The sequence below is a fragment of the Micromonospora sp. NPDC023737 genome, from assembly GCF_040639715.1.
Lineage (GTDB): Bacteria > Actinomycetota > Actinomycetes > Mycobacteriales > Micromonosporaceae > Micromonospora.
On record NZ_JBFAAL010000004.1, the window covers coordinates 248,106 to 271,159 of the forward strand.

Below are 23,054 nucleotides of genomic sequence, written 5' to 3' on the forward strand. Positions count from 1 at the left end.
GAATGTCAACCCTCGGCCCAGGTTTGATCGTCAAGCAGTTCGCTGGACGTCGATGCGTATGTGGACGCGGAGCCATCATCCGAGCCAACCAAGGGATCGGCTCAGGACTATGCCGAGATGTCTCGCTACCGCAGCCGGGCATCCTCTGGGCCGCACCGTGTGGCGCCGCGTCGGGGATCACGACGAAGCCGAGCCAGCGGCTTCGACGCCGGCGGCGCCGCGATCATCAGCACCAGCCACCCGCGGCGGCGCCGCCGCAGCGATCGTGACTAAGAACATGACGACCCGAGCGGTGGCGAATCGCAGATTCTTCAGCTTGATACTGGGTCCGGCACGAGGTCGGCGATGACCGGATTGCTGATCTGTCGGTTACGTTCGCGGAAATGTGCAGGCGGGCGGCCGTATCGGTCGAGGAAAACCCCGCCCGAATGCGGACTCGGAATAGCGCGAGCCGCCACGCGGATGCCGGCTGCGCCACGAAGATCAGAGCCGTGATCGGTGCGGCAACCGGAATGGCCGCTGCCGGTAGACCAACCCCGAGCCTGCTGCCGAGACGATCGCGCACCGGTATTTGCCGACCCACACCAGGAGAGGCCGTGGGCCGACCGCATCGACAACTGCGCGAAGCGGCGACGAGGCGCCGACAGCCCCGGGCGGTATCCGGGAAAGCTGTCCTCGAAAGCAGCTGTCGTCCCACCCACAACTGGTATCTCCGCCCCGCCGGACGTCGAGCACCCGAGGGGTGCGGATCAGTCCGGCGGCAGTAGCGCGGCGATGGCCTGGGCGGTGAGCCACTCCGCAGCCCGCTCCAGCGACCAGCCGCGATCCCGGACGAGGGCGGGCCAGGCCGCCTGCCCCAGGTAGAACCAGAGCAGGTCGAGCGAGTCGGCACGGTCCATACCGGGGCGCAGTGCGCCCAACTCGACCAGCCGGTCGGCGACCGCCCCGATGGCCTCCTGGTACGCCCGCAGGATCCGCTCGTACACCTCGGCAGCGGCCGGCTCCGACTGGCTCTGCGGGAACAGCCCGACGATGACGTCCCAGTGGCGTTCGTAGGTGCGCCGCACACCCTCGCCCAGCAGCGTGATGATCTCGGCGGCGTCCTCGCTCTCGGCGATCGCGGCCAACGTCTCGCCGACCGCGGGGTCGCGGGTGATCGGCTCGATCAGCGCCGCCAGGATGTCGGCCTTGCCGCCGGCGCTGGTGTAGACGGTGGGCACGGCCACCCGGGCGGCCTCGGCGATCTGCGGCACGGTGGTTCCCGCGTACCCCTTGCGCAGAAACAGCTCCCGCCCGGCGGCCAGGATCGAGGCCCGGGTCGCCGCGGCGGCGTCCGCGCGCCGCGGCGAATGATATCTGCTCGCTCCCACGGAGCGAATGGTATCGGGGCGGGATCGAGCGCTGTCGGCCAACTCGGAACGGTGGCCGAGTTCACCGCCGCGGCGATCCTTGCCGGATCGATTCCATTATTGGCTATATCACTCTATCTCGAATAAATCAGGCTCGCCAGCCGGGCGGGTCGGGCGCGAGCCGGACGGCGAGCTGGCCGATGTTGCCGCCGGCGAGCATCTCGATGAGTGCGCCAGGTGCGGAGTCGAGGCCGTCGCGGATGTCCTCCAGGACCGTCAGCTCGCCGCTCCTCTGCAACGCGTGCAGCTCACGCTGCGCCGTGCCCCACCGTGGCAGGTAGTCGGCGACGAGGAAACCCTGCATGCGCAGGCTCTTCACGATGAGCTGCATCGCAATGTCCGTCATCCCCACAGGCGGGCGGTCCGCGTCGTAGTGGGCGGTCACGCCGCAACAGACGATCCGGCCGTGCCGAGCCAGCAGCGGTAGGACAACTTCGCGTACCGGGCCGCCGACGTTGTCGAAGTAGACGTCCACACCCGCCGGGCACGCGGCCCGCAGGTCGTCCGCGAACGACGGCGACCGCCGGTCCACCGCCGCGGTGTAGCCGAGTTGCCGCCGGAGGATCTCGTTCTTCTCCGCGGAGCTGGTGATGCCGACCACCCGGGCGCCGACGACCCGGGCGAGTTGCCCGGCGATGTGTCCGACGCCACCGGCCGCGCCAGAGACCACGACGGTCTCCCCCGCCCGCAGCTGGGCGACCTCGCGGATGCCGAAGTAGGCGGTCAGGCCGTTACGGCCGAGCAGACCCAGGTGGTGGGACAGCTCGCCGACCCGCTCCAGCGGCCAGATCTCGGACGTGGGTACGACCGAGTACTCCTGCCAGCCCCCCGCCCCGCCGACGATGCTTCCGGGCTCGGGGCCGCCCGGCGGCGCGGCCATCACCTCGGCGATGACAGAACTCGGGATGACCTCGCCGGGGACGAGCTGCCGACGGTAGGCCGCACCCTGCATCACGGCCCGGGCGCCGGGGGCGACGGACACGAAGATGTTGCGCAGCAGCACCGCGTCGGCTGGGCGCTGCGGCACCGGCACGACCTCACTGCGAAAGTGCCGCATCGCCAGGGAGCCGGACGGACGTTCGGCCATGACGACCTGGCGTTGCGTATTTGGCATTAGCACGTTCGATCTCCTGAATTTGGCGCAGCGGCGGCCATTGCACTGCGGCCGACGCGTGATGAGAATATTCCCGGAAACCGTTTTCCCCGCCATTAGCAGAATCACGTTCGGGCCGATCATGTTCCGTCGCCGAGTGCGACGCCCGGTGGCGGGACGGACGAGCGTCCGACCAGGTGCGCGGCGAACAGCGCCACCGTGAGGACCGCCAGCGCCCACATGATCGGGAGCAGGATCGTCACCGCGGCCAGCGCGGCGACGACCAGGTTGGCCGCCCGCCGGCCACCGATCGGGCGGTTCGCGCGTCGCCAGATGAGCTGGTCGGCGAGGAGGTAGACGACGACACCGCACGCCAGGGTGACCTGCCCGACCGTCACCGCCATGTGCGGTTCGTGCCCCGGCTTCGGCAGGGTCGTACGCAGCCCGAAGGCGACCAGCACGAGGCCGATGACGAGGAACAGGTGCAGGTACGCGTAGGCGTCCCGGGCCAGGGCGCCGCGTTCGCCGCTGGTGTGCAGTTCGGTGAAGCGCTGCCCGACGACGACGTCACTGCCGACGTAGGTCCACCACAACGTGGAGATCAGGGCGGCGCTGAGCGCGACGACAACGAAGGTGGACATCGAGACGGGCGGATCGCCGGCGGCGATGCCGGTGGAGATGACCGCCTGGCCGAGCGCGATGAGGATGATCAGGTTGTAGCGACCCATCCATCGGCTGACGGATCGCAACCGCCAGTTGCGGGCCCGGATGAGGTAGCCGCCACCCACGTCGACGACGATGGCGAGGGCCCAGCACACCGCGACGAACAGCGCGAGCGAATCGCCCGCGATCGCCGAGGTCAGCCCCGCGCAGAGCAGCAGGGCTATCCCCACGCCGGTCGGCACGGCGGCCCGGACGACGATGGCGCGAAGGACGACGTCGTGCCGGAGCACCCACCAGAACGCCAGCAGATGCAGGATGCGCACCGCCGCGTACGCGGTCACCACGATCATCGCCCCGGACAGCCCACCGGGGACCTGTTCGAACGTCTGGGGTGCGGCGATGCCGAGCATCAGGGTGAGCCCCACCGCGGCGAGGACGACGAGCCGCACCGCGTTCCCCGCGCTGCGGACCGTGGTGGTGAACCAGGTGTAGTTGACCCACGACCACCACAGCAACGCCAGGACGGCCAGCCCCTGAAGCACCAGGAGCGCCGACGGGTTCCGAGCCATCAGCGCACTGACCTGGATGAACGCGTACACGAAGACCAGATCCAGGAAGAGTTCCTCGGGAGTGGCGTCGACCTCTCGACCGGCCGCCAGTTCGATGTCGCGGTGCAGCTGCCGGTGGCGGCGTCGAAACACCGTCACATGGGCGAGCACCAGAGCGACCAGGGCGCCGGCGAGGAGAACGAGCGACTCCAGAGCTGTCAGGCCACGGGCCGGCACGATCAGCAGTGCCACCATCACGAGGCCGAGCACCGGGCCGCGGCCGATCCGCCGCGCAGTACGCCACTCGAACGCCACCAGTCCGAGCAGGTACAGGAACACGCCGCCGTAGAGAGCCGCGAGGTCCGGCCCGCTCCAGTGTTCCGACTGACCGACCGGCGTCCCGCCCAACGCCTTCTTGAGCCCGAACGCCACCAGGATCAGCCCGCCGATCATCGGCAGGTGCAGCAGGGTGTACGCGGTGCGGGCGCGGCGCGACCGCAGGTTTCCGGGTGGGATGGACTCCAAGGCCTGCTCGCCGGCGGGCGAGGCGATGTCGAAGTACGCCCACCACAGGAACGCCACGACGAGAAGACCGAGCGCCGCCCCGGCGAGCGTGGACCACGTGATGGGAACAACTCCACCGAAGCCGCGACTCGTTCCGATCGAGATGATCGTCTCGCCGAGCGCGACGAGCATGATCAGGTTGTGTCGCTCCGCCCAGTGTCGTACCGACGTCAGGTGCCACGTCCCGGTTCCGATCACCCGCAGCCCGAGGTAGTCGACGACGATCGCGACCGCGAAGAGCGCCAGTTGAAGATTCTCCCTGCCCCATCCGGACGGTAGGTGATGGGGCAGCAGGACCGCGGCCAGCAGCAGTAGGGCGCTGCCGACGAGCGGCAGCCAGGCGCGCCGGGCCGGATAGGACGACCAGCGCGGGTCCGTGTGCCGGGCCCGGGACACGACCAGCAGGGAACCCACCCGGGTCGTCAGGAAACCGACGACGAAGACGAGCGGCCCGAGCAACCCGGAGGAGTCGTCGACGAACGCCTCCGGAATGGCGACCGCGACGAGGAGGATCGCGATGGCCACCGCGAAGACGGCGACCGGCAGGGCGCCGCGGTCCAACCGGACCAGGTTCCCCACCCAGCAGTACCCGGCCCAGCTGCGCCAGATGAGCAGCACCACCAACCCGCCGTGGAGCAACCCGTCCAGACCCGGGCGTTCGGCCATGAGGTGGGTGACGTTGATGAAGGCGTAGACGTAGACCAGATCCAGGAAGAGCTCGGAGCGGGTCACGCCGCCGTGTGTGGCGACCTCGACCCGTCCGCCGGCCCCGAACGCGCGCTGCGAGTCCACCTCCCCACCGCTCTCGTCCACTCACCCACTGTGCCCAGGCGGCGGTGGTTCGGAGGTGGAAACAGCCAACGCTCCGGGGTGCGCCGGACCGCTGTCCGCCGGCCGACCGTGCCGCACCGGCTCGGCGCGGAACTCCCCGACCCAGTGGGTCGGCACGACCGGAACCGGTCGGCGCACCGCGCGATCGTGGGTGGGTGAGCTCGCCGGGTGTGGATCCGCCGGCAGCGGGTAGCGCGTGCAGTCGGCGCGGGCGACGGGAGGGGGTGGGCCGTGCCGGACGACGGGGAACCAGCGCGGTCACCGCCGATCGGCGGTCCGCGGGTGCTGCGCGAGTACGCCCTGCTCGCCGACGGCCATCGAGGAGCGTTGATCGGCCCGGACGGCGACGTGGTCTGGTTGTGCGCCCCCGGCTGGGCCGATCCGCCGATCTTCAGCGGCCTGCTGGGTGGGCGCGGGCGCTACCTGGTCGCGCCCGCGTGCCCGCGGTTCGTCTGGGGCGGCCACTACGAGGCGGAGTCACTGATCTGGGTCAGCCGCTGGGTGACCACGGATGGCGTCGTGGAGGCCCGGGAGGCGCTGCTCTTCCCCGGCGACCCCCGGCGGCTGGTGTTGCTGCGCCGGGTCCGGGCGCTGGACCGGGACACGGTAGTCCGCGTCCGGCTCGACCCCCGGGCCGACTTCGGCCGTGCCCCGCTGGTCGACATACGTCGCGAGGCCGGCTCGTGGACGGCCCGGACGGGTGATCTGTACGTGCGGCACAGCGAAGGGGACCTGCTACGCCCGACCGACGACGCGGCGCTCGAGGGTGAGCTGCACGTACCGGCGGGCGGGCGGCACGACCTGGTGCTGGAGGTGTCGGCCGATCCGCTCGACGAGCCGCCACCGGACCCGGACGTGCTCTGGCGGATCACCGAGCAGGGCTGGCGCGCGGCGATGCCCCGCCTGACCGGCGCCGTGGCACGGCGGGACGCCACCTTCGCGTACGCGGTGCTGCGCGGCCTGACCAGTCCGGGTGGCGGGATGGTGGCGGCGGCGAGCACCGCGCTGCCGGAGCGGGCCCACGCCGGGCGCAACTACGACTACCGGTACGCGTGGGTCCGGGACCAGTCGTTCGCCGGGCAGGCCGCCGCCCTGACCGGCCGGTACGACCTGCTGGACGACGCCACCGCCTTCCTCACCGCGCGGGTGCTCGCCGACGGCGAACGGCTCGCCCCCGCCTACACCGTCGCCGGCGGGCCGGTCCCGCCGCAGATCGACCTGGAATTCCTGCCCGGCTACCCGGGCGCTCCGGTGCGGGTCGGCAACTGGGTCCGGCAGCAGTTCCAGCTGGACGCGTTCGGGGAGATCCTCCTCCTGCTCTCGGCGGCGGCCCGGCACGACCGGTTGCCATCCGACTCGTGGCGGGCGCTGGACCTATCCGCCCGGATCGTCGAGGAACGCTGGCGCGAGCCGGACGCGGGCATCTGGGAGTTGCCCGCCCGACAGTGGACCCATTCCAAGCTCACCTGCGTCGCCGGGCTCCGGGCCGCGGCCCGGGTGGCGCCGACAGCGGTGGCCGGGCGGTGGGCGGCGCTCGCCGACGCGATCCTCGCCGACGTCGCGGCGCACGGTAGGCATTCCTCCGGGCGCTGGCAGCGGGCGTACGACGACGAACGGGTCGACGCGGCGCTGCTGCTGCCCGGCATCCGCGGCGCGGTGCCCGCGGACGATCCGCGCACCGAGGCCACCCGGCACGCGGTGCTGGCCGAGTTGGCAAGCGACGGCTACCTGTACCGGTTCCGGCCGGACCGCAGGCCGCTCGGCGACGCGGAGGGGGCTTTCCTGCTCTGCGGGTTCGCGGCGGCGCTCGCCACCTTGCGAGCCGGCGATCAGGTGGCGGCGAACCGGTGGTTCGAACGCAACCGCGCGGCGTGTGGCCCTCCGGGGCTCTACACGGAGGAGTACGACGTCGGCCAGCGGCAGCTGCGCGGAAACCTGCCGCAGGCGTTCGTGCACGCGCTGATGTTGGAGACGGCCATGGCACTGGGGCAGACCGACGTGGGTTGAGGCCGGGCCCGGGCAGTGGCCGTCCGGTCACGCCACCCGGTACGGTTCCGCGCGTTCGGCACGGAACGTCAGGCCGTTGCCGTGGCCCTCCAGCGGCACCGGCGCGCTGCCACCGGTGGCTCGTACGGTGTCGTCGAACAGCATCGACTCGATCCGGACGTGGTCGTGGAACCACTCGATGTGCCGCAGGTTGGGGGTGGCCGCGGCGACCGGCAGGTGCTGGTGCGGCGCGCAGTGCGCGGACACCTCCAGCCCGGCGGCTTCGGCCACGGCCGCCGCCCGGAGGAACTCGCTGATGCCGCCGCATCGGGTCACGTCGAGCTGGAGGCAGTCGACGTAGGGCGCCATGCGGTGGAAGTAGACGAGGTCGTAGCCGTACTCGCCCGCCGTCACGTCGGGCCGGACGTGGTCCCGGACCAGTCCGAGCCCGACCAGGTCGTCGGAGCTCACCGGTTCCTCGTACCAGCGCACGTCGAGGTCCGCCGCGGCGTGGGCCACGCGGATGGCCTGTTTGCGCTGGTAGGCACCGTTGGCGTCGACGTACAGCTCGGCGTCGTCGCCGATGGTGCGCCGGGCGGCGGTCATCCGGGCGAGATCCCGGGCCACCTCGCTCCCCGACGACTCCCCGATCTTGATCTTCACTCGGGGGATGCCCTCCTCGTACACCCAGCCGGCGAGCTGCCGGTGCTGCCGCTCGGCGTCGTAGGTGGTGAATCCACCGCTGCCGTAGACCGGGACCCGTCGCCGGGCGGTGCCGAGCAGCCGGGACAGCGGAAGCGCGTGGCGGCGGGCCTTCAGGTCCCAGACGGCGCAGTCGGCGGCGGACAGGGCCAGCCCGGCGATGCCCGGTCGACCGGCGTTGCGCAGCCGTCGCCGCATCGCCGACCAGAGCGCCGGCACGTCGTCCGGGTCGAGGTCGGCGACCACGGGGGCGAGCAGGTCGGTCACCACCGGCACCACGGCCGGCGGGCCGTACGTCCAGCCGATGCCGGTGCGGCCGTCCGCCTCGGCGCGAGCCAGCACCAGGGTGGTGCCGCTCCAGTCCAGCGTGCCGTCACCCTCGGGCGCGTCGGTGGGCACCCGGTACGCCTCGGCGGTGAGCCGCACCGCTCACCCCCGACGACGCGTGGCCCGCACCGCGAGCGCGGCGACGGGTCCCAGCGCGGCCAGGCCGGCCACGCCGGCGGCGAGCAGGCGGGTGGGGCGGGACGGCGGGTGGGGCCGCTGTGACCAGCTCCGTTCCGGCTCGGGCGGGACGGTCCGGCCGTGCAGGCCGGCGCGGAGCAACTCGGCCAGGTGGATCGCCGACCGGCCGCCGGCCGCGCTCTGCTCCACCTGCGTGCGGCAGCTGAACCCGTCGGCCAGCAGCACGTCGGTGTCGGCGGCGTCCCGTACGGCGGGCAGCAGGACCCGTTCGGCGCACGCCTCGGAGACCTCGTAGTGCCCCTGCTCGAAACCGAAGTTGCCGGCCAGGCCGCAGCATCCGGAGTCGAGGAACTCGGCGTCCACGCCGGCGGCGGCGAGCACCGCCTGGTCGGCGGCGGTGCCCAGGATGGCGTGCTGATGGCAGTGGGTCTGGATCAGCGCGCGGGCCGGCAGCCGGGGCGGCTGCCAGCCCGGGGTGTGCTCGTGCAGCAGCTCCGCGAGCGTGACGGTCTGCTCCCGCAACCGGCGTACGTCCTCGTCGGCGGGGAACAGTTCGTAGGCGTCGCTGCGGAAGACCGCCGTGCAGCTGGGTTCCAGGCCCACCACGGGGGCGCCGGCCCGCAGGAACGGACGCAACACGTCCACGGTGCGGCGCAACACCCGCTTGGCCATGCCGAGCTGACCGGTGGAGATCCAGGTCAGCCCGCAGCAGACCGGACCGTCCGGCACCCGCACCCGCCAACCCGCGGCCTCCAGCACCTCGACCGCCGCCTGCCCGATTCCCGGGTGGAACCGGTTGGTGAAGGTGTCGGGCCAGAGCAACAGCTCGCCCCGCGACCCGTCGCCGTACGGGCTGTGCCGGCGGAACCACTGCTGGAAGGACGTCCGGGCGAAGGTGGGGACCTGCCGACGCTGGTCGATCCCGCCGACCAGCTTCGCGAGTCGGGTCAGCCCGGGCGCCTGGGCCAGCGCGTTGACGGCGCGCGGCGCGACCCCGGCGGCTACGGCGACGACCGGCAACCAGCCCATCGAGTAGTGCGCGCGCGGCCGGATCCGGCCGGCGTAGTGGTGGGACAGGAACTCGGCCTTGTAGGTCGCCATGTCCACGTTGACCGGGCAGTCCGCCTTGCAGCCCTTGCAGGCGAGGCAGAGGTCGAGCGCGTCCCGTACGGCGGTGGAACGCCAGCCGTCGGTGATGGCGCCGCCACGGCCGGTGCCGTCGAGCATCTCGAACAGCAGCCGGGCCCGCCCCCGCGTCGAGTGCTCCTCCTCGCGGGTGACCATGTACGACGGGCACATCACCTCGCCGTGTTCGCGGCGGCACTTGCCCACACCGACGCAGCGCAGCACCGCCTCGCCGAAACTTCCACCGTCATCGGGGTAGGCGAAGACGGTCTCCACGTCGCCGTGGTTGTAGTCCACGCCGAGGCGCAGGTGACTGTCCAACGGGTACGCCGGCATCACCTTGCCGGGGTTCATCCGGTCGTCCGGGTCGAAGATCGCCTTGAACTGCCCGAACGCCCGCATGAGCCGGTCGCCGTACATCTTCGGCAGTAGTTCGGCGCGGCCCTGACCGTCGCCGTGCTCGCCGGAGAACGAGCCGTCGTAGGAGACGACCAGGTCGGCGGCGCGCTCGATGAAGGAGCGGAACTGCCGGATCCCCTCGGCGCTACGCAGCCGGAAGGGGATGCGACTGTGCACACAGCCCTGCCCGAAGTGCCCGTACACCGAAGCCTGTTCGAGGCCGTACTCGCGGTACAGGCGGAGAAGATCCCGCAGGTAGGCGCCGAGCCGGTCCGGTGCGACGGCGGAGTCCTCCCAGCCGGGCCAGGTGCTCTCCCCGCCGGGCACGTGTGCGGTGGCGCCGAGCCCCGACTCACGTACCTTCCACATCCGCTGCTCGGAGTCCGGGTCGGCGAACTCGTGCACGACGGGCCCGCCGTCGCGGCGGACGGCGGCGATGAGCCGCTGCGCCGCCGCCTTGGCCTGCTCCGGCGTGTCACCGCCGAGCTGGACCATCAGCCAGGCCCCACCGGCGGGTAGTTCGTGCAGCGCGCGCGGGTGCAGGCCCTTGCGTTGCTCGAAATTGATCAGCTTGTCGTCGATGCCCTCGAGCGCGATCGGCTGATGTGGTAGCACGCGCGGCACGTCGTCCGCGGCGGCGGCGATGTCCGGGTAGCTGAGGAAGACGAGCGACTGGGCGGGCACGATCGGAACCAGCTTGAGCCGGGCGCGCAGGATCGTGACCAGGGTTCCCTCGGACCCGACCAGGGCCTGGGCGAGGTGGAAGTTCTTCTCCGGCAGCAGGCTGTCGAGGTTGTAGCCGGAGACGCGGCGCGGGATACGCGGGTAGCGGTCGCGGAGGTCGGCCAGGTACTCGTCGCGCAGGGCCCGCAGCTGCCGGTAGATCTCCGCGGGCCGGCCGCCCCGGCGCTGGATCTCGGCGTACTTCTGGTCGTCGGTCTCCCCCACCCACATCCGGGTGCCGTCGTAGAGCAGCACCTCCAACTCGACGATGTTGTCGACCACCTTGCCGGTGCGCTGCGCGGTGGCGCCGCAGGAGTTGTTGCCGAGCATGCCGCCGAGGGTGCAGTGGTCGTGGGTGGCCGGCTTGGGACCGTACTGGAGGCCGGTCGGAGCGAGTCGCTCGTTGAGCGTGTCGAGCACGATGCCGGGTTCTATCAGGCAGGTGCGCGCGTCGGTGTCGACCTCCAGCAGCCGGTGGCAGTACTTCGACCAGTCGAGCACGACGGCGGTGTTGGTGCACTCGCCGGCAAGGCTGGTGCCACCGCCCCGGGAGAGCAGCGGGGCCCGGTGGCGGCGGCAGACCGCGACGGCCGCGACCGCCGCCTCCACCGATCGGGGTACGACCACGCCGAGCGGCACCTGCCGGTAGTTCGAGGCGTCGGTGGAGTAGGCGCCCCGGGAGCCGGCGTCGAAGCGCACCTCGCCGTCGACCTCCGCGCGCAGGTCTGCGGCGAGCGCCGACAGGTCGAGCTCCTGGACCGGGCCGGGTGGCCGCACGACCGGTGCCGGTCGGAGCACCCTGGTCATGGCCGAAGCTCGTTGATCTTGTCTCGGGCGACGCTGGCGAGCGTGGCCATCTTCTTCGGTTGGCCGCGGAGGAAGGCCTCGGTGAAGTGTTTCGCCTGTTCGTAGTGGACCTTGCCGGGCATGGGCGGCTCGTTCGGGTTGACATCGCAGTCGACCAGCGCCGGTCCGGGGTGCGCGAGCGCCTGACGGATCGCGTCGGGCACCGCCTTCGGGTCGGTGACCTTGGCGCCGAACGCGCCGCACGCGCGCGCCCAGGCCCCGAAGTCGGCCTCCGGCTGCCGGTGCCGCACGGCGTACTCGGGGTAGCCGAGGATGATCTGCTCCCAGAGGATCTGCCCGTACGAGTTGTTATTGTTGATGATCACCTTGATCGGCAGCTCGTGTCGCACGGCGGTGAGGAACTCGGCCATGAGCATGGCGAAGCCGCCGTCACCGACGAACGCGATGACCTGCCGCCCCGGATGGGCGTGCTGGATGGCGATCGCGTAGGGCAGGCCCGGCGCCATGGTGGCCAGGTTGCCGGACAGGTAGTACTCCCGCCCGCCCCGGATCGTCCAGTGCCGCGCCGACCAGGTGGCGATCGTGCCGGAGTCACAGGTCAGGATCGCGTCGTCGGCCGCGGCCTCGTCGACACAGCCCATCAGGTACTGCGGTGCGATGGGGTGCCGGTCTGGGTCCCGGAGGCGCGCCATGTCGGCGAGCCAGGTGTCGCGCTCCCGCTGGTACTTGCCGAGGAACGACCGGTCGGTTCGGGTCTGGAGCAACGGCAGCAGCTGCTGCAACGCGAGCCGCGCGTCGGCCGTGACGGCGGCGTCGACCGGCAGCCGCATGGCGATGAGGCTCGGGTCGACGTCGATCTGCACCACCCGCGCCTGCCCCGGAGAGGGCAGGTACTTCGCGTACGGGAACGACGTGCCCACCATCAGCAGGGTGTCGCACTCCTCCATCAGCTCCTCGCTCGGCCGCGTGCCGAGCAGGCCGAGGCCGCCGGTGGTGAGCGGATGGTCGTCCGGGACCACCATCTTCCCGGGCAACGTCTTCACGATGGGGCTGCCCAACGCGTCCGCCACGGCGAGCACCTCCGCCCGCGCGCCACGGGCACCGATCCCCACCAGCATGGCGACCTTGGTGCCGGCGTTGAGCACCTCCGCCGCCCGCTCCAGGTCGGGCTGGGCGGCGGGCACCGCAGGCAGCGACACCACCGGGCTGCTCTTCGGTGGCTCTCCGGGGCTGACGTGCCGGTACGGGTCCTGGGTCACCGACGCGACCTGCAGGTCGTTGGGGAACGTCAGGTGCGCCACGGTCCGCTTGGTCAGCGCGTTGCGGATGGCGATGTCCAGCACGCCCGGCATCTGCTGCGGGTTGGTGACCATCAGGTTGTACGCGGCCACGTCCTGATAGAGGTGCGTCGTGTGCACCTCCTGCTGGTACTGCGAGCCCAGCACCGAGGTCTCCTGCATACCGGTGATCGCCAGCACCGGCACATGATCGAGCTTGGCGTCGTACAGACCGTTGAGCAGATGAATCGCTCCCGGCCCCGACGTGGCGGCGCAGACCCCCAGCCGCCCCGTGGCCTTGGCGTACCCCGTGGCCATGAAAGCCGCCGCCTCTTCGTGATGCACCAGCACGAACCGCAGCCGATCCTGATGCCGGCGGAAGCCCTCCATCAAGCCGTTGATGCCGTCACCCGGCAGGCCGAAGACCGTGTCCACCCCCCAATCCAGCAGCCGCCGGGCCAGGCACTCGCCAACAATCTCCTGCACGTCGTCCTCCTGGTTCCGGATTCGCCCACCCCTCGATCGGTGCCGAGCGCGCAGCTCCCGCGAGCGCCGAACCGGACAGCGTCCGGCAGAGCGAACTTTTCGGCGGCTACCCACCGGCCTGGGCGGTAAACGCCGAAACGACGCGAGATTCCACCACCAACGGGCGATTCACGGTCAGCGGGCACGGACGACCCGCCCGCCGCGGCACGGCGGGCGGGTCACCCCAGGACGTCGACGTTCGTCAGCGTCGATGGACCGTGTAGACCTTGCCGTCGGTCAGCGAAAGCACGGCCAGGTTGCCGTCCGGGTCGGTCTCGATGTCCGTGACGGCGCCGAAGTCCCGGCCGACCAGGAGGCTCTCGCTCTCCGTGATGTCGTGCTTGGCGACGTTGTCCGCCACCCGGTCCTTCAGGCGCGGATCGTCGACGGCGATCTGCCGGCCGTTGCCGGTCAGGTTGAAGCGGAAGAGGTATCCCCCGTCGAGGGCGCCCGTCGCGGCACCCATGAAGAGGTCACCCTCGAACTGTGGCCCGAGCCTCCGGCTGTCGAGGAAGCCCATCCCGCCGGGCGCGACCTCCCATTTCCAACTGAACTCGGGATCGCTGTAGTGCGCCCCGGGGAGCATGAAGAGCCGGCGGAGCGCCTGCTGCGGGCTGTCCGCGATGTTGGACGGCGGCCAGCGCAGTTGCTGCAGGTTCTGTCCGCCGAACGTGGTCTCGATCTCCTTGAACTGGCCGACCCGCGCCACCGGCCCGGCGATCTGAATCCAGCCGCCGTTCATGCCCGGCTCCAGGCGATTGAGTTCGCTGAAGCTGTCGTCGCCGTTCTCCTGCATCCACACGTTTCCGGTGTCGGGGTCGACAGTCATGCCGAAGCCGTTGCGGTGACCGTACGAGAAGATCTTCTGCACGGTCGCGCCGGCCTCACCGCCCAGGGCCGCGCCCGCCCGGAAGAACGGGTTGGTGATCGGGGTGCTGCCGTCGTCGTTGAGGCGCAGAACGACGCCGCTGAGGTGGGCGCTGTCCGGCTTCGGGCCGCCGAACTGGTCGTCGGGCACTCGCGCCCCGGGGCAGTCGGCGGTCGGGCCGCAGGTGAGGTTCTGCAACTGGCCGCGCCGGCCGAGGTCGCCGGTGAAGATGTAGAGCTTCCGGTCCCGGCCGAAGGTGATCACCCCGCCGTTGTGGTTCCCGCGTGCGGGCTGGCCCGCGTCCTCCTGGACGGCGCGGATGCGGATCAGGTTGCGGTCGAACGTGAGTGTGCTTCCGTTCCAGACGAACCGGTCGACCCGGTTGCCGAGTAGCGGGGTCTCGCTGAGCACGTTGGTGTCCGCGCCGGTCGTGCTCTCCGTCCAGTACAGATATACCCCGGGGTTCGCCGGGAAGCGTGGGTGCAGGGCGATCCCGAGCAGACCTCGCTCGGAACCGAAGTTGACGGCGAGGTCCAGCGGCGTGCCCGCGAGGGCTCCGTCGACCACCCGCTGGACCCGTCCGGTCGTCTTCTCGATCACGAACATGTCGTCGTCGCCGAGGAACGCCAGGCCGGTGGGGCTGACCAGCCCGGTGGCGGCCGTACGCACCGCCAGCTTCGGGTCGAGCATCGTCGGTCCGCCCGGCTCGGCGCCGGCCGGGGTGCCGGCCACGGTCATGGCCAGCCCCGTCGCGGCCAGGGCCAGCATCGCGATGGTCGCTCGCGTACGACGGCGAGTGCGTGGTGCCACCCGACCGCCAGGTGATCCATTCGGTACGTCCAGGAGTTTGCGGCGTGGGACGACGGTACGGACGTGTCGTTCGTGCATGCCAGGTTTCCCTTCTTGCCCGAGTGGTGACGGGTGTTCAGCGGACGGCACCGGACTGGGCGCAGCCGCACTGCCGCGGCCTCGCCCGTCATGCGTGTGGTCGCCTCCTCTCCGTCAAACGCGGGCGCAGGGACACGGAGTTACGGCCGTCGCTGCTGGTGCCGGCAGGTACGGCGACCGCCGGACACCCGGCGGGCCGAGGTCGACACCACGCACCGACAGGTTCGACGGAGACGCTTGTCGATACCTCGGTCCCATTGGTAGGCACGCGGCCGGCGCGGACCCGGTTCACGATCGATCGATGAATTTTCGACGAGCTGCCGCCCCGGTGCCCGATCGGCCTACTGGGGACGTATCTTCGCCTGCGCGAACGCCCCCTTGACCGCCGCCGAGAGCGCGACGATGTCGTACGCCCCGTGGTGACGCCGGCCGTTGATGAAGAAGGTCGGTGTGCCGGACACCCCGCTGAGGTCGGCCGAATCGACGTCCTCGCTGATCCGGTCGGCGCCCCGGCGCTCGGTGAGGTACTCCCGGAAACGGACGAGATCCAGGCCGAGCTGGTCCGCGTAGTGGAGCAGGTCGGCGTTCCTCAGCGCGTTCTGGTGTTCGAAGATCAGGTCGTGCATCTCCCAGAACGCGCCCTGCTCCCCCGCCGCCTCGGCGGCCTCCGCGGCGAGTTGGGCGTGCGGGTGCACCTCGGTGAGGGGCAGGTGTCGCCACACGTACCGGATGTTGGTGAACTCCGCCAGCAGTTCCCTGACCACCGGCTCGGCCTGTCCGCAGTAGGGGCACTCGAAGTCGCCGTACTCGACCACCGTGACCGGGGCCTCCGCCGGCCCCCGTATGTGGTCACGGTCGGTCTGGACCGGCACCAGCAGGTCGACGATCTCGTCCGCGGTGCCGAGCAGCGCCCGGGCGCGCCGCGGCTCCGGCAGCCGGGCGGCGAGCCGGAACACCGACCAGGTGACGACTGACGACACCACCGTCGCGACGAGGATGCCGAGCTTCGCCTCGTCCAGGGCCGGGCCGCTCAGCGCGTGGGAGGCGATCAGGAGGGCGACGGTGAAACCCACGCCGGAGACCGCGCCGACGCCGGTCACGGCGGCCCAGCCGACGGGCGGCCGGAGCCGGTTGTGGGTGAGCCTGGCCACCAGACGCGAGGTGAGAATGATTCCCGCCGGCTTGCCGATCACGTACGCCACCACCACGCCGATCGTGACCGGCGAGGTGGCGGCCCGGGCCAGCAGTTCGCCGTCGATCACGATGCCGACGTTGGCCAGCGCGAAGAGCGGCACGATCAGGTAGCTCGCCCACGGGTGGTAGAGGTGTTGCAGCCGGTCGTTCGGTGACAGCGCGGCGATGAGCCCGGCCCGTACGGAGTGGGCGAACTGCGGGGTGGGTTGTTCGCGGAAGAGGCGGAACAGGTCGCTCGCCCGTTGCAGTTCGACCCGGCTGGGAGCGTAGGCGTAGGTGAGCAGGCCCATCAGGAGGCCCACCACCACCGGATCGACACCGGAGACCGAGACCGCGACCCACGCCGCCACCCCCAGCAGCAGGTACACCGGCCCGTACCGGAGACCCACCATCCGGGCGAGCACGACGACGGCGAAGATTCCGGCCGCGACGAACAGCGCCGTCGGCGACGGATGTTCCGGATAGGCGACCGCCAGCACCACGATCGCGACCACGTCGTCGACGACGGCGACCGTCAGCAGGAAACCCCGCAACCGGTCCGAGAAGCGCGGGCCGAGGACGGCGAGCGTGGCGAGCGCGAGCGCGGTGTCCGTGGCCATCACCACGCCCCAACCGCTCGCGGTGGCCGTTCCGGCGTTGAACGCGAGATAGATCACGATCGGCACGAGCATGCCGCCGAGCCCGGCCAGCAGCGGCAACGTGAACCGCCGCCGCTCCCGCAGCTCTCCGATGTCGAAGTCGCGGCGCAACTCCAACCCGGCGACCAGGAAGAAGAAGGTCATGAGCCCGCTGTTGATCCAGCTACGCAGCTCGCGGGACAGGGGCCACTCGCCGACCTGCACAGTGAGAGATGTGTGCCAGAACGACTCGTACGACGACGCGCTCAGGTTCGCCCAGACGAGTGCGGCCACCGTCGCGACCACGACCACTCGCGCGCTACCGGTCTCGGTGCGCAGGAAGGAGCGGAGCGAGGCGTCGACCCGGCCGACCCACGTGGTCTGACCCGACCACGGTGAGCGGGACGCGCCTCTCGTCATCGCAGTCTCCTCGACCGTCTCGTCAGCCGCTCAGGAATCGGGCAATTCACCGTAACCGGCTGACCGGGTCGACTCGGCGGAATGCACTGCACCCCGGTGCCCTGCCGGGAGGAGCAGCCGGTGGTCCCGGTGCGTCGGTGCGACGGCCGCCCGTCAGCTACCTGCTCGCGCCTCGGCGGTGAGCAGCGCGGCGAGCTCGGCGGCGGAGCCGGGGCGGGCCCCGGCCAGCCCGGGGACCCGGTCGAGCACCCGGTGCACCAGCGGAGCCCAGGCGGGCAGCAGGTCCGCCGCGGCGAGGAGCCCGGTGTCGGCCAGACCTTCGGCTGCCGGCATCATCCGCACACCCCCGCCGGCGACCACCGCCACCGCGGTCGCCCAGCGGAAGGCGAGGTCGACGTCGTGGGTGGACAGCACCACGGTCGTGCCCCCGGCGTGCAGGTCGTCCAACGTCTGCAGCAGCGCCTCCACCCCGGCCGGGTCGAGCCCGGCGGTCGGCTCGTCCAGGATGAGCAGCCGGGGACGCATCGCGACCGCCCCGGCGATGGCCACCCGTTTGCGCTGACCGTAGGAGAGCAGGTGGGTCGGGCGGTCGGCGAGCGCCGCCACCCCGAGCGCCGCCAACGCCTCGTCGCAGCGGCGCCGAATCTCCTCCGGAGCCAGCCCGAGATTGACCGGCCCGAAGGAGACGTCCTGACGGACGCTGGCGGAGAAGAGCTGGTCGTCCGGGTCCTGCAAGACCAGTTGCACCTGCTGTCGTACCGCTCGTAGACCCGCCCGGTTGTGCCGTACCCGGGTGCCGGCGACCGCGACGTGGCCGGAGCCCGGCGTCAGCGAGCCGGCGGCGAGCCGGAACAGGGTCGTCTTGCCGCCACCGTTGGGCCCGACCACGGCCAGCCGCTGACCCGCCTCGACGCGGAGGTCCGCGCCGGTCAGGACGGGACGGTCCGGCTGGTAGGCGAAGTGCACCCCGGAGAACTCGAGCAGCGGGCCGCTCACCACTGCCACCTCACCACGGCGCTCAGCGCGACTATCAGCACGAGCAGCGCCACGGTCGCCGCCACGAACGGCGCCGACACCCGCCGGGCCTCCACCTGCACCGCGAGTGAACCGGTGTATCCACGCAACGCCAATCCCTCCTCCAGGCGCCGTGCCCGGCTGAACGCCCGTACGAAGATCGCCCCCGCCTGCCCTGCGAGCGAGCGGTAGGCGGTGCGCCAGGTCCGGAAGCCGAGCCGCGCCGCCTGCGCCTCCCGGACCGCGCGCACGCTGTCCACCAGGAGGAAGAGCATCCGGTACGTCAGCGCGGCGACCTCTGTGACGGCCGGGGGAACTCCCAGCCGGTGCAGCCTCGGCAGTACGTCCGACAGCGGCGTGGTGGCGCTGAACAGCAGCAGGCAGATCAGCGCCGCCACCGACCGGCCGGCCGTCTGCGCCGCCGGTACGACGCCTGCGGCGTTGACCGCCAGCCGCGCCGTCGCGTGCATGGTGACCAGTAGCGGCACCGTCGACGTGGCGACGAACAGCAGCGGCACCCGCGCCGCCCGCAGCACCACGGCCGGTGACACCCGGGCTGGCCCGACCAGCAGCACCGCCGCCGCGCCACCCGAGAAGAGCGCGCCCGGCCACGGCGGCAGGGCCACGGCGCAGGCGAGCAGCCCGAGCGACAGCATCGCCTTCTCGGCGGGGTGCCGTGACCGCCACGGTCCGGTGTGCGCCGCGATGTCGAGGGCGAACACCTATTCGCGCGGCGGCTTCGCGGCGGAGCCCCGCAGCCGCTGCCGGGTCCGCGCGACTCCGAAGTAGTAGCCGAGGAAGCCGGCGCCCAGCGCGGCCTGGAGGGCGAACAGTGCCGACTCCACCTCACCCGAGGGTGGTTCGTAGATCGGGGAGAACCACGGCTCGTAGTCGGGGTGGTTGTCGACGATCGCCTGCTCGGCGAGCGCGTCCGCCCCGGCGAACGGCTCGTCGCCCGATCCGAGTCCGAGCGCCACCGGCGCCACCGCCAAGAGCAGCACCACGAGCAGCAGGAGCAGGTTGACCCGGGAGAAGCGCTTCATGCCTGCACCGCCGGCGTCCGCAACACTCCGACCCGGCGCAGGTCATCCCCGCTGACCCGGGTCAGCAGCCGTACCACCAGCACGGAGAGCAGCCCCTCGCTGATCGCCAGCGGAATCTGGGTCAGCGCGAAGATGCCGCCGAACTTCACCAACGCGCCGAGGAACCCGGTCGCCGGGTCGGGGAACGCCAGCGCCAACTGGACGCTGGTGACGCAGTAGGTGGCCAGATCGCCCAGCGCCGCGGCCGCGAAGACAGCCACGTCCAGGCTGCCACCGACCCGGCGGATCAGCGCGTACACCGCGTACGCGACCCACGGCCCGACGATCGCCATCGAGAAGATGTTGGCACCCAGCGTGCTCAGCCCGCCGTGGGCCAGCAACACCGCCTGGAAGAGCAGCACGATGCCGCCCAGCACACTCATCACCGGTGGCCGGAACAGCACCGCGCCCAGCCCGGTGCCGGTCGGATGCGAGCACGAGCCCGTGACCGACGGAATCTTCAACGCGGACAGCACGAACGTGAAGGCTCCCGCTGCTCCGAGCAGCAGTTTCGTCTCCGGATCCCGGCGAACCTGCTGGACCAGCGCCCGGCTGCCATGGACGACGAACGGTGCGGACACCGCGAACCACGCCGCGGCCTGCACCGGGGGCAGGTACCCCTCGGCGATGTGCATCGACGACCTTCCTCTCCAGCACCTCGTGGATGAGATCACTTGTCAAGGCCGGTCTCCTGGCTCCCGGATCGACGCTCACTCCGGCCTTCCCAGGCCCGGATGGGCCCAGTGGCGTCTTCGGAGATCGCTACCCGGTCACAGTGGCGAGGGCCGCGCCGGTATCCCACCGGCTTCCCGTGCACCTTGACGGCGAGAGGCTATCGGGCGAGCGCCGAGCGGGGCAAGCGGCCGAGAGGTGCCGTGACCGACACCGCCTGGCCGCTCACGGCCGCGGCATCGGCTCCGGTCCACGTCGTTCGGAGGGCGACGTACCCGCCGGGCACGGCGTGAGCGGGTCCTGGCCGCCCGACTGGTGACGACCGGATCGCGGGCCGCGCGACACGATCCGGCGACGGTGAGAAAGGCGACACGCTGACGGAACATCTAGTGTTGCCATCCCAAGGATGGCGGCATATATGGTGTCCCACGCAGCTGGTTCGGCCGTACCTGCACGGTGCGGCCGAGGCAAGAGGGAACCCGGTGGGAATCCGGGACTGCCCCGCAGCGGTGAGTGGGAACGAACGCCGTCATCAAGCACTGGGCCTCGCCGGCCCGGGAAGCGACGGCCAGTAGGCGACCGGGTGTCCCGGTCACGCCCGCGAGTCCGAAGACCTGCCAGCGCGCCGTACGCGTTCGCGGACGGCGGTCGGAGGTCGCGTGGGACGACCGACGCCATCAAGTGGACCGGCAAACCCCGCCGTCGCCATGGCGTTCTCCCGCGTGCCCGAGGCCATCGGAGACAGGCGAGGAGGCGGCATGACGGTCGTGTGGGAGAGGTCCGGGTCCGGTTCGGACGCGCCGGAGCAGCGCCGGCAGGCGATGCGGGTGCGCAAGCGCGACGGCGACACCGAGCCGGTGGACGTCAACAAGATCGTCAAGGCGGTCGAGCGGTGGGTCAGCGATCTGGACGAGGTGGACCCGCTGCGGGTCGCCACGAAGACGATCAGCGGGCTCTACGACGGTGCGACCACCGAGGAGCTGGACAAGCTGTCCATCCAGACGGCGGCCGAGCTGATCGGCGAGGAGCCGCAGTATTCCAGGCTGGCGGCGCGGTTGCTGGCCGCGTACGTGGACAAGGAGGTCCGCGGGCAGGACGTGACGAGCTTCAGCCAGTCCATCCGGTACGCCCACGGCCTGGGTCTGATCGGTGACGACACGGCCGCGTTCGTGGCCCGCAACGCACGCGAGCTCGACGAAGCCGTGGACCCGACCGGTGATCTGCGGTTCGAGTACTTCGGCCTGCGTACGGTCGCGGACCGGTACCTGCTGCGCCACCCGGATTCGCGGCTGGTGGTGGAGACACCGCAGTACTGGCTGCTGCGGGTGGCCTGCGGGCTCTCCGAGACGCCGGCGGAGGCGATCGAGTTCTACCGGTTGATGTCGTCGCTGGCGTACCTGCCGAGCTCGCCGACCCTGTTCAACTCAGGTACCCGGCACACGCAGATGTCGTCCTGCTTCCTGGTCGACTCGCCCCGCGACGAGTTGGACTCGATCTACGAGCGGTACCACCAGGTGGCACGGCTGTCGAAGTTCTCCGGTGGCATCGGGATCTCCTGGTCGCGGGTACGGGGCCGTGGCGCGCTGATCCGTGGCACCAACGGCAGGTCGAACGGCATCGTGCCGTTCCTCAAGACCCTCGACGCCGGCGTCGCCGCGGTCAACCAGGGCGGCCGGCGCAAGGGCGCGGCCTGCGTCTACCTGGAGCCGTGGCACCCGGACATCGAGGAGTTCCTCGAGCTGCGCGACAACACCGGTGAGGAGTCGCGGCGTACGCACAACCTGAACCTGGCCAACTGGATCCCGGACGAGTTCATGCGCCGGGTCGAGGCGGACGGCGACTGGTCGCTGATCGACCCGACCGAGGCGCCGGAGCTGCCCGACCTGTACGGCGACGAGTTCGACGAGGCGTACCGCGCGGCCGAGAAGAAGGCCGTCAAGACGGTCAAGGCCCGGGAGCTGTACGGGCGGATGATGCGCACCCTCGCGCAGACCGGCAACGGGTGGATGACGTTCAAGGACCCCTCCAACCGGCTGTCGAACCAGACCGGCGCACCGGGAAACACGATCCACCTGTCCAACCTGTGCACCGAGATCCTCGAGGTCAACAACGACGCCGAGACCGCGGTGTGCAACCTGGGCTCGGTCAACCTCGGCGCGCACGTCAGCGCCGACGGCGTCCACTGGGAGAAGCTGCGCTCGACGGTGCGCACCGCCGTGCTGTTCCTGGACCGGGTGATCGACATCAACTACTACCCGGCGGAGCAGGCGGCGGCGTCGAACCCGCGCTGGCGACCGGTCGGGCTGGGCCTGATGGGCTTGCAGGACGCGTTCTTCACCCTGCGACTGCCGTTCGACTCGGCGCAGGCCCGGGAGCTCTCCACCCGGGTGCAGGAGGAGATCCTCCTGACCGCGCTGGAGACGTCGGCCGGGCTCGCGAAGCGGTTCGGTCCGCACCCGGCGTACGCCGAGACCCGCGCCGCCAACGGCGACCTGCACCCGGACCTGTGGGGTGCCGAGCCCACGCAGACCGGACGGTGGGCCGCGCTGCGGGAAACGGTGGCCACGCACGGGCTACGCAACTCGCTGCTGGTCGCAATCGCCCCGACCGCGACGATCGCCTCGATCGCCGGGTGCTACGAGTGCATCGAGCCGCAGGTGTCCAACCTGTTCAAGCGAGAGACCATGTCCGGCGAGTTCCTGCAGATCAACACGTACCTGGTCCGTGAGCTGAAGGCGCGCGGGCTGTGGACGCCGGCGATCCGGGAGCAGATCAAGCGTGCCGAGGGGTCGGTGCAGGGCATCGCCGAGTTGCCGCCGGAGGTGCGGGAGCTGTTCCGCACCGCCTGGGAGCTGCCGCAGCGGGCACTGATCGACCTCGCCGCCGCGCGTGCGCCCTACATCGACCAGTCGCAGTCGCTGAACCTGTTCATGGGCTCGCCGACCATCGGCAAGTTGTCGTCGATGTACCTCTACGCCTGGAAGTCCGGGCTGAAGACCACCTACTACCTGCGCTCGCGTCCGGCGACGCGCATCCAGCAGGCCACCGTCGCCGTCGGTCAGGCGGTCAAGCCGGTCGTCGCGGTGAGCGACGACGAGGCGCTGGCCTGCTCCCTGGAAAACCCCGAGAGCTGCGAGGCCTGCCAGTGACCACGATCCCTGAACCACGTACCGACAGCACCG

14 protein-coding genes and 2 riboswitches are annotated in these 23,054 nt (G+C 71.1%); of the genes, 2 read left to right on the forward strand and 12 right to left on the reverse strand.

From position 1 onward, the window contains the following. Positions 1-749 precede the first annotated feature (749 nt). From AB0F98_RS12325 to AB0F98_RS12335, 3 genes are all read right to left on the reverse strand, one after another. A complete protein-coding gene (locus AB0F98_RS12325; protein ID WP_357733010.1) occupies positions 750-1,370 on the reverse strand; it encodes a helix-turn-helix domain-containing protein in 621 nt (206 codons plus the stop codon). Positions 1,371-1,497: 127 nt separating this feature from the next. Then, entirely contained in the window at positions 1,498-2,646 is a 1,149-nt protein-coding gene (locus AB0F98_RS12330) for an NADP-dependent oxidoreductase (protein WP_357733013.1), read from the reverse strand. Then, the gene (locus AB0F98_RS12335) at positions 2,643-5,090 is read right to left on the reverse strand and encodes a low temperature requirement protein A (RefSeq protein ID WP_357733016.1); all 2,448 of its coding nucleotides are present in this window, start codon (positions 5,088-5,090) and stop codon (positions 2,643-2,645) included. The genes AB0F98_RS12330 and AB0F98_RS12335 overlap by 4 nt, the downstream gene beginning before the upstream one ends. A 249-nt stretch (positions 5,091-5,339) precedes the next feature. On the opposite strand from AB0F98_RS12335, the gene AB0F98_RS12340 reads away from it, so the two are divergent. Then, entirely contained in the window at positions 5,340-7,115 is a 1,776-nt protein-coding gene (locus AB0F98_RS12340) for a glycoside hydrolase family 15 protein (protein ID WP_357733019.1), read from the forward strand. Positions 7,116-7,142: 27 nt separating this feature from the next. On the opposite strand, the gene AB0F98_RS12345 is transcribed toward AB0F98_RS12340, so the two are convergent. From AB0F98_RS12345 to AB0F98_RS12385, 9 genes are all read right to left on the reverse strand, one after another. Next, positions 7,143-8,222, reverse strand: a complete 1,080-nt coding sequence (locus AB0F98_RS12345) for an enolase C-terminal domain-like protein (RefSeq protein ID WP_357733022.1) — start codon at positions 8,220-8,222, stop codon at positions 7,143-7,145. Between the two features lie 3 nt (positions 8,223-8,225). Beyond that, a complete protein-coding gene (locus tag AB0F98_RS12350) occupies positions 8,226-11,315 on the reverse strand; it encodes an FAD-binding and (Fe-S)-binding domain-containing protein (RefSeq protein ID WP_357733025.1) in 3,090 nt (1,029 codons plus the stop codon). Then, complete coding sequence (locus AB0F98_RS12355; protein ID WP_357733028.1) at positions 11,312-13,078, reverse strand: thiamine pyrophosphate-dependent enzyme; 1,767 nt, start codon at positions 13,076-13,078, stop codon at positions 11,312-11,314. Before AB0F98_RS12355 ends, AB0F98_RS12350 begins: the two co-directional genes overlap by 4 nt. Before the next feature lie 241 nt (positions 13,079-13,319). Continuing rightward, positions 13,320-14,873, reverse strand: coding sequence for a PQQ-dependent sugar dehydrogenase (locus AB0F98_RS12360; RefSeq protein ID WP_357733031.1), 1,554 nt, complete (start codon positions 14,871-14,873; stop codon positions 13,320-13,322). Between the two features lie 341 nt (positions 14,874-15,214). Beyond that, positions 15,215-17,104: a Na+/H+ antiporter NhaA gene (gene nhaA, locus AB0F98_RS12365; RefSeq protein ID WP_357733034.1), complete on the reverse strand. Its 1,890-nt coding sequence runs from the start codon at positions 17,102-17,104 to the stop codon at positions 15,215-15,217. Positions 17,105-17,257: 153 nt separating this feature from the next. Further along, entirely contained in the window at positions 17,258-18,103 is an 846-nt protein-coding gene (locus AB0F98_RS12370; RefSeq protein ID WP_357733561.1) for an ATP-binding cassette domain-containing protein, read from the reverse strand. Next, positions 18,097-18,840, reverse strand: a complete 744-nt coding sequence (cbiQ, locus tag AB0F98_RS12375) for a cobalt ECF transporter T component CbiQ (RefSeq protein ID WP_357733037.1) — start codon at positions 18,838-18,840, stop codon at positions 18,097-18,099. The genes AB0F98_RS12370 and cbiQ overlap by 7 nt, the downstream gene beginning before the upstream one ends. Next, a complete protein-coding gene (locus AB0F98_RS12380; RefSeq protein ID WP_357733040.1) occupies positions 18,841-19,161 on the reverse strand; it encodes an energy-coupling factor ABC transporter substrate-binding protein in 321 nt (106 codons plus the stop codon). Continuing rightward, positions 19,158-19,835, reverse strand: coding sequence for an energy-coupling factor ABC transporter permease (locus AB0F98_RS12385; protein ID WP_357733043.1), 678 nt, complete (start codon positions 19,833-19,835; stop codon positions 19,158-19,160). The genes AB0F98_RS12380 and AB0F98_RS12385 overlap by 4 nt, the downstream gene beginning before the upstream one ends. Before the next feature lie 28 nt (positions 19,836-19,863). Further along, a riboswitch (cobalamin riboswitch) is annotated at positions 19,864-20,036 on the reverse strand. Positions 20,037-20,290: 254 nt separating this feature from the next. Next, a riboswitch (cobalamin riboswitch) is annotated at positions 20,291-20,509 on the forward strand. Between the two features lie 121 nt (positions 20,510-20,630). On the opposite strand from AB0F98_RS12385, the gene AB0F98_RS12390 reads away from it, so the two are divergent. Further along, a complete protein-coding gene (locus AB0F98_RS12390; RefSeq protein WP_357733046.1) occupies positions 20,631-23,021 on the forward strand; it encodes a ribonucleoside-diphosphate reductase subunit alpha in 2,391 nt (796 codons plus the stop codon). Positions 23,022-23,054: the final 33 nt, after the last annotated feature.

What these genes read in the sequence shown, in the direction of transcription:
- AB0F98_RS12330 (WP_357733013.1), bottom strand. Translation starts at nt 2,646, where the DNA reads ATGATCGGCCCGAACGTGATTCTGCTAATGGCGGGGAAAACGGTTTCC.
- AB0F98_RS12350 (WP_357733025.1), bottom strand. Translation starts at nt 11,315, where the DNA reads ATGACCAGGGTGCTCCGACCGGCACCGGTCGTGCGGCCACCCGGCCCG.
- AB0F98_RS12360 (WP_357733031.1), bottom strand. Translation starts at nt 14,873, where the DNA reads ATGCACGAACGACACGTCCGTACCGTCGTCCCACGCCGCAAACTCCTG.
- nhaA (WP_357733034.1), bottom strand. Translation starts at nt 17,104, where the DNA reads ATGACGAGAGGCGCGTCCCGCTCACCGTGGTCGGGTCAGACCACGTGG.
- AB0F98_RS12380 (WP_357733040.1), bottom strand. Translation starts at nt 19,161, where the DNA reads ATGAAGCGCTTCTCCCGGGTCAACCTGCTCCTGCTGCTCGTGGTGCTG.
- AB0F98_RS12385 (WP_357733043.1), bottom strand. Translation starts at nt 19,835, where the DNA reads ATGCACATCGCCGAGGGGTACCTGCCCCCGGTGCAGGCCGCGGCGTGG.
- AB0F98_RS12390 (WP_357733046.1), top strand. Translation starts at nt 20,631, where the DNA reads ATGACGGTCGTGTGGGAGAGGTCCGGGTCCGGTTCGGACGCGCCGGAG.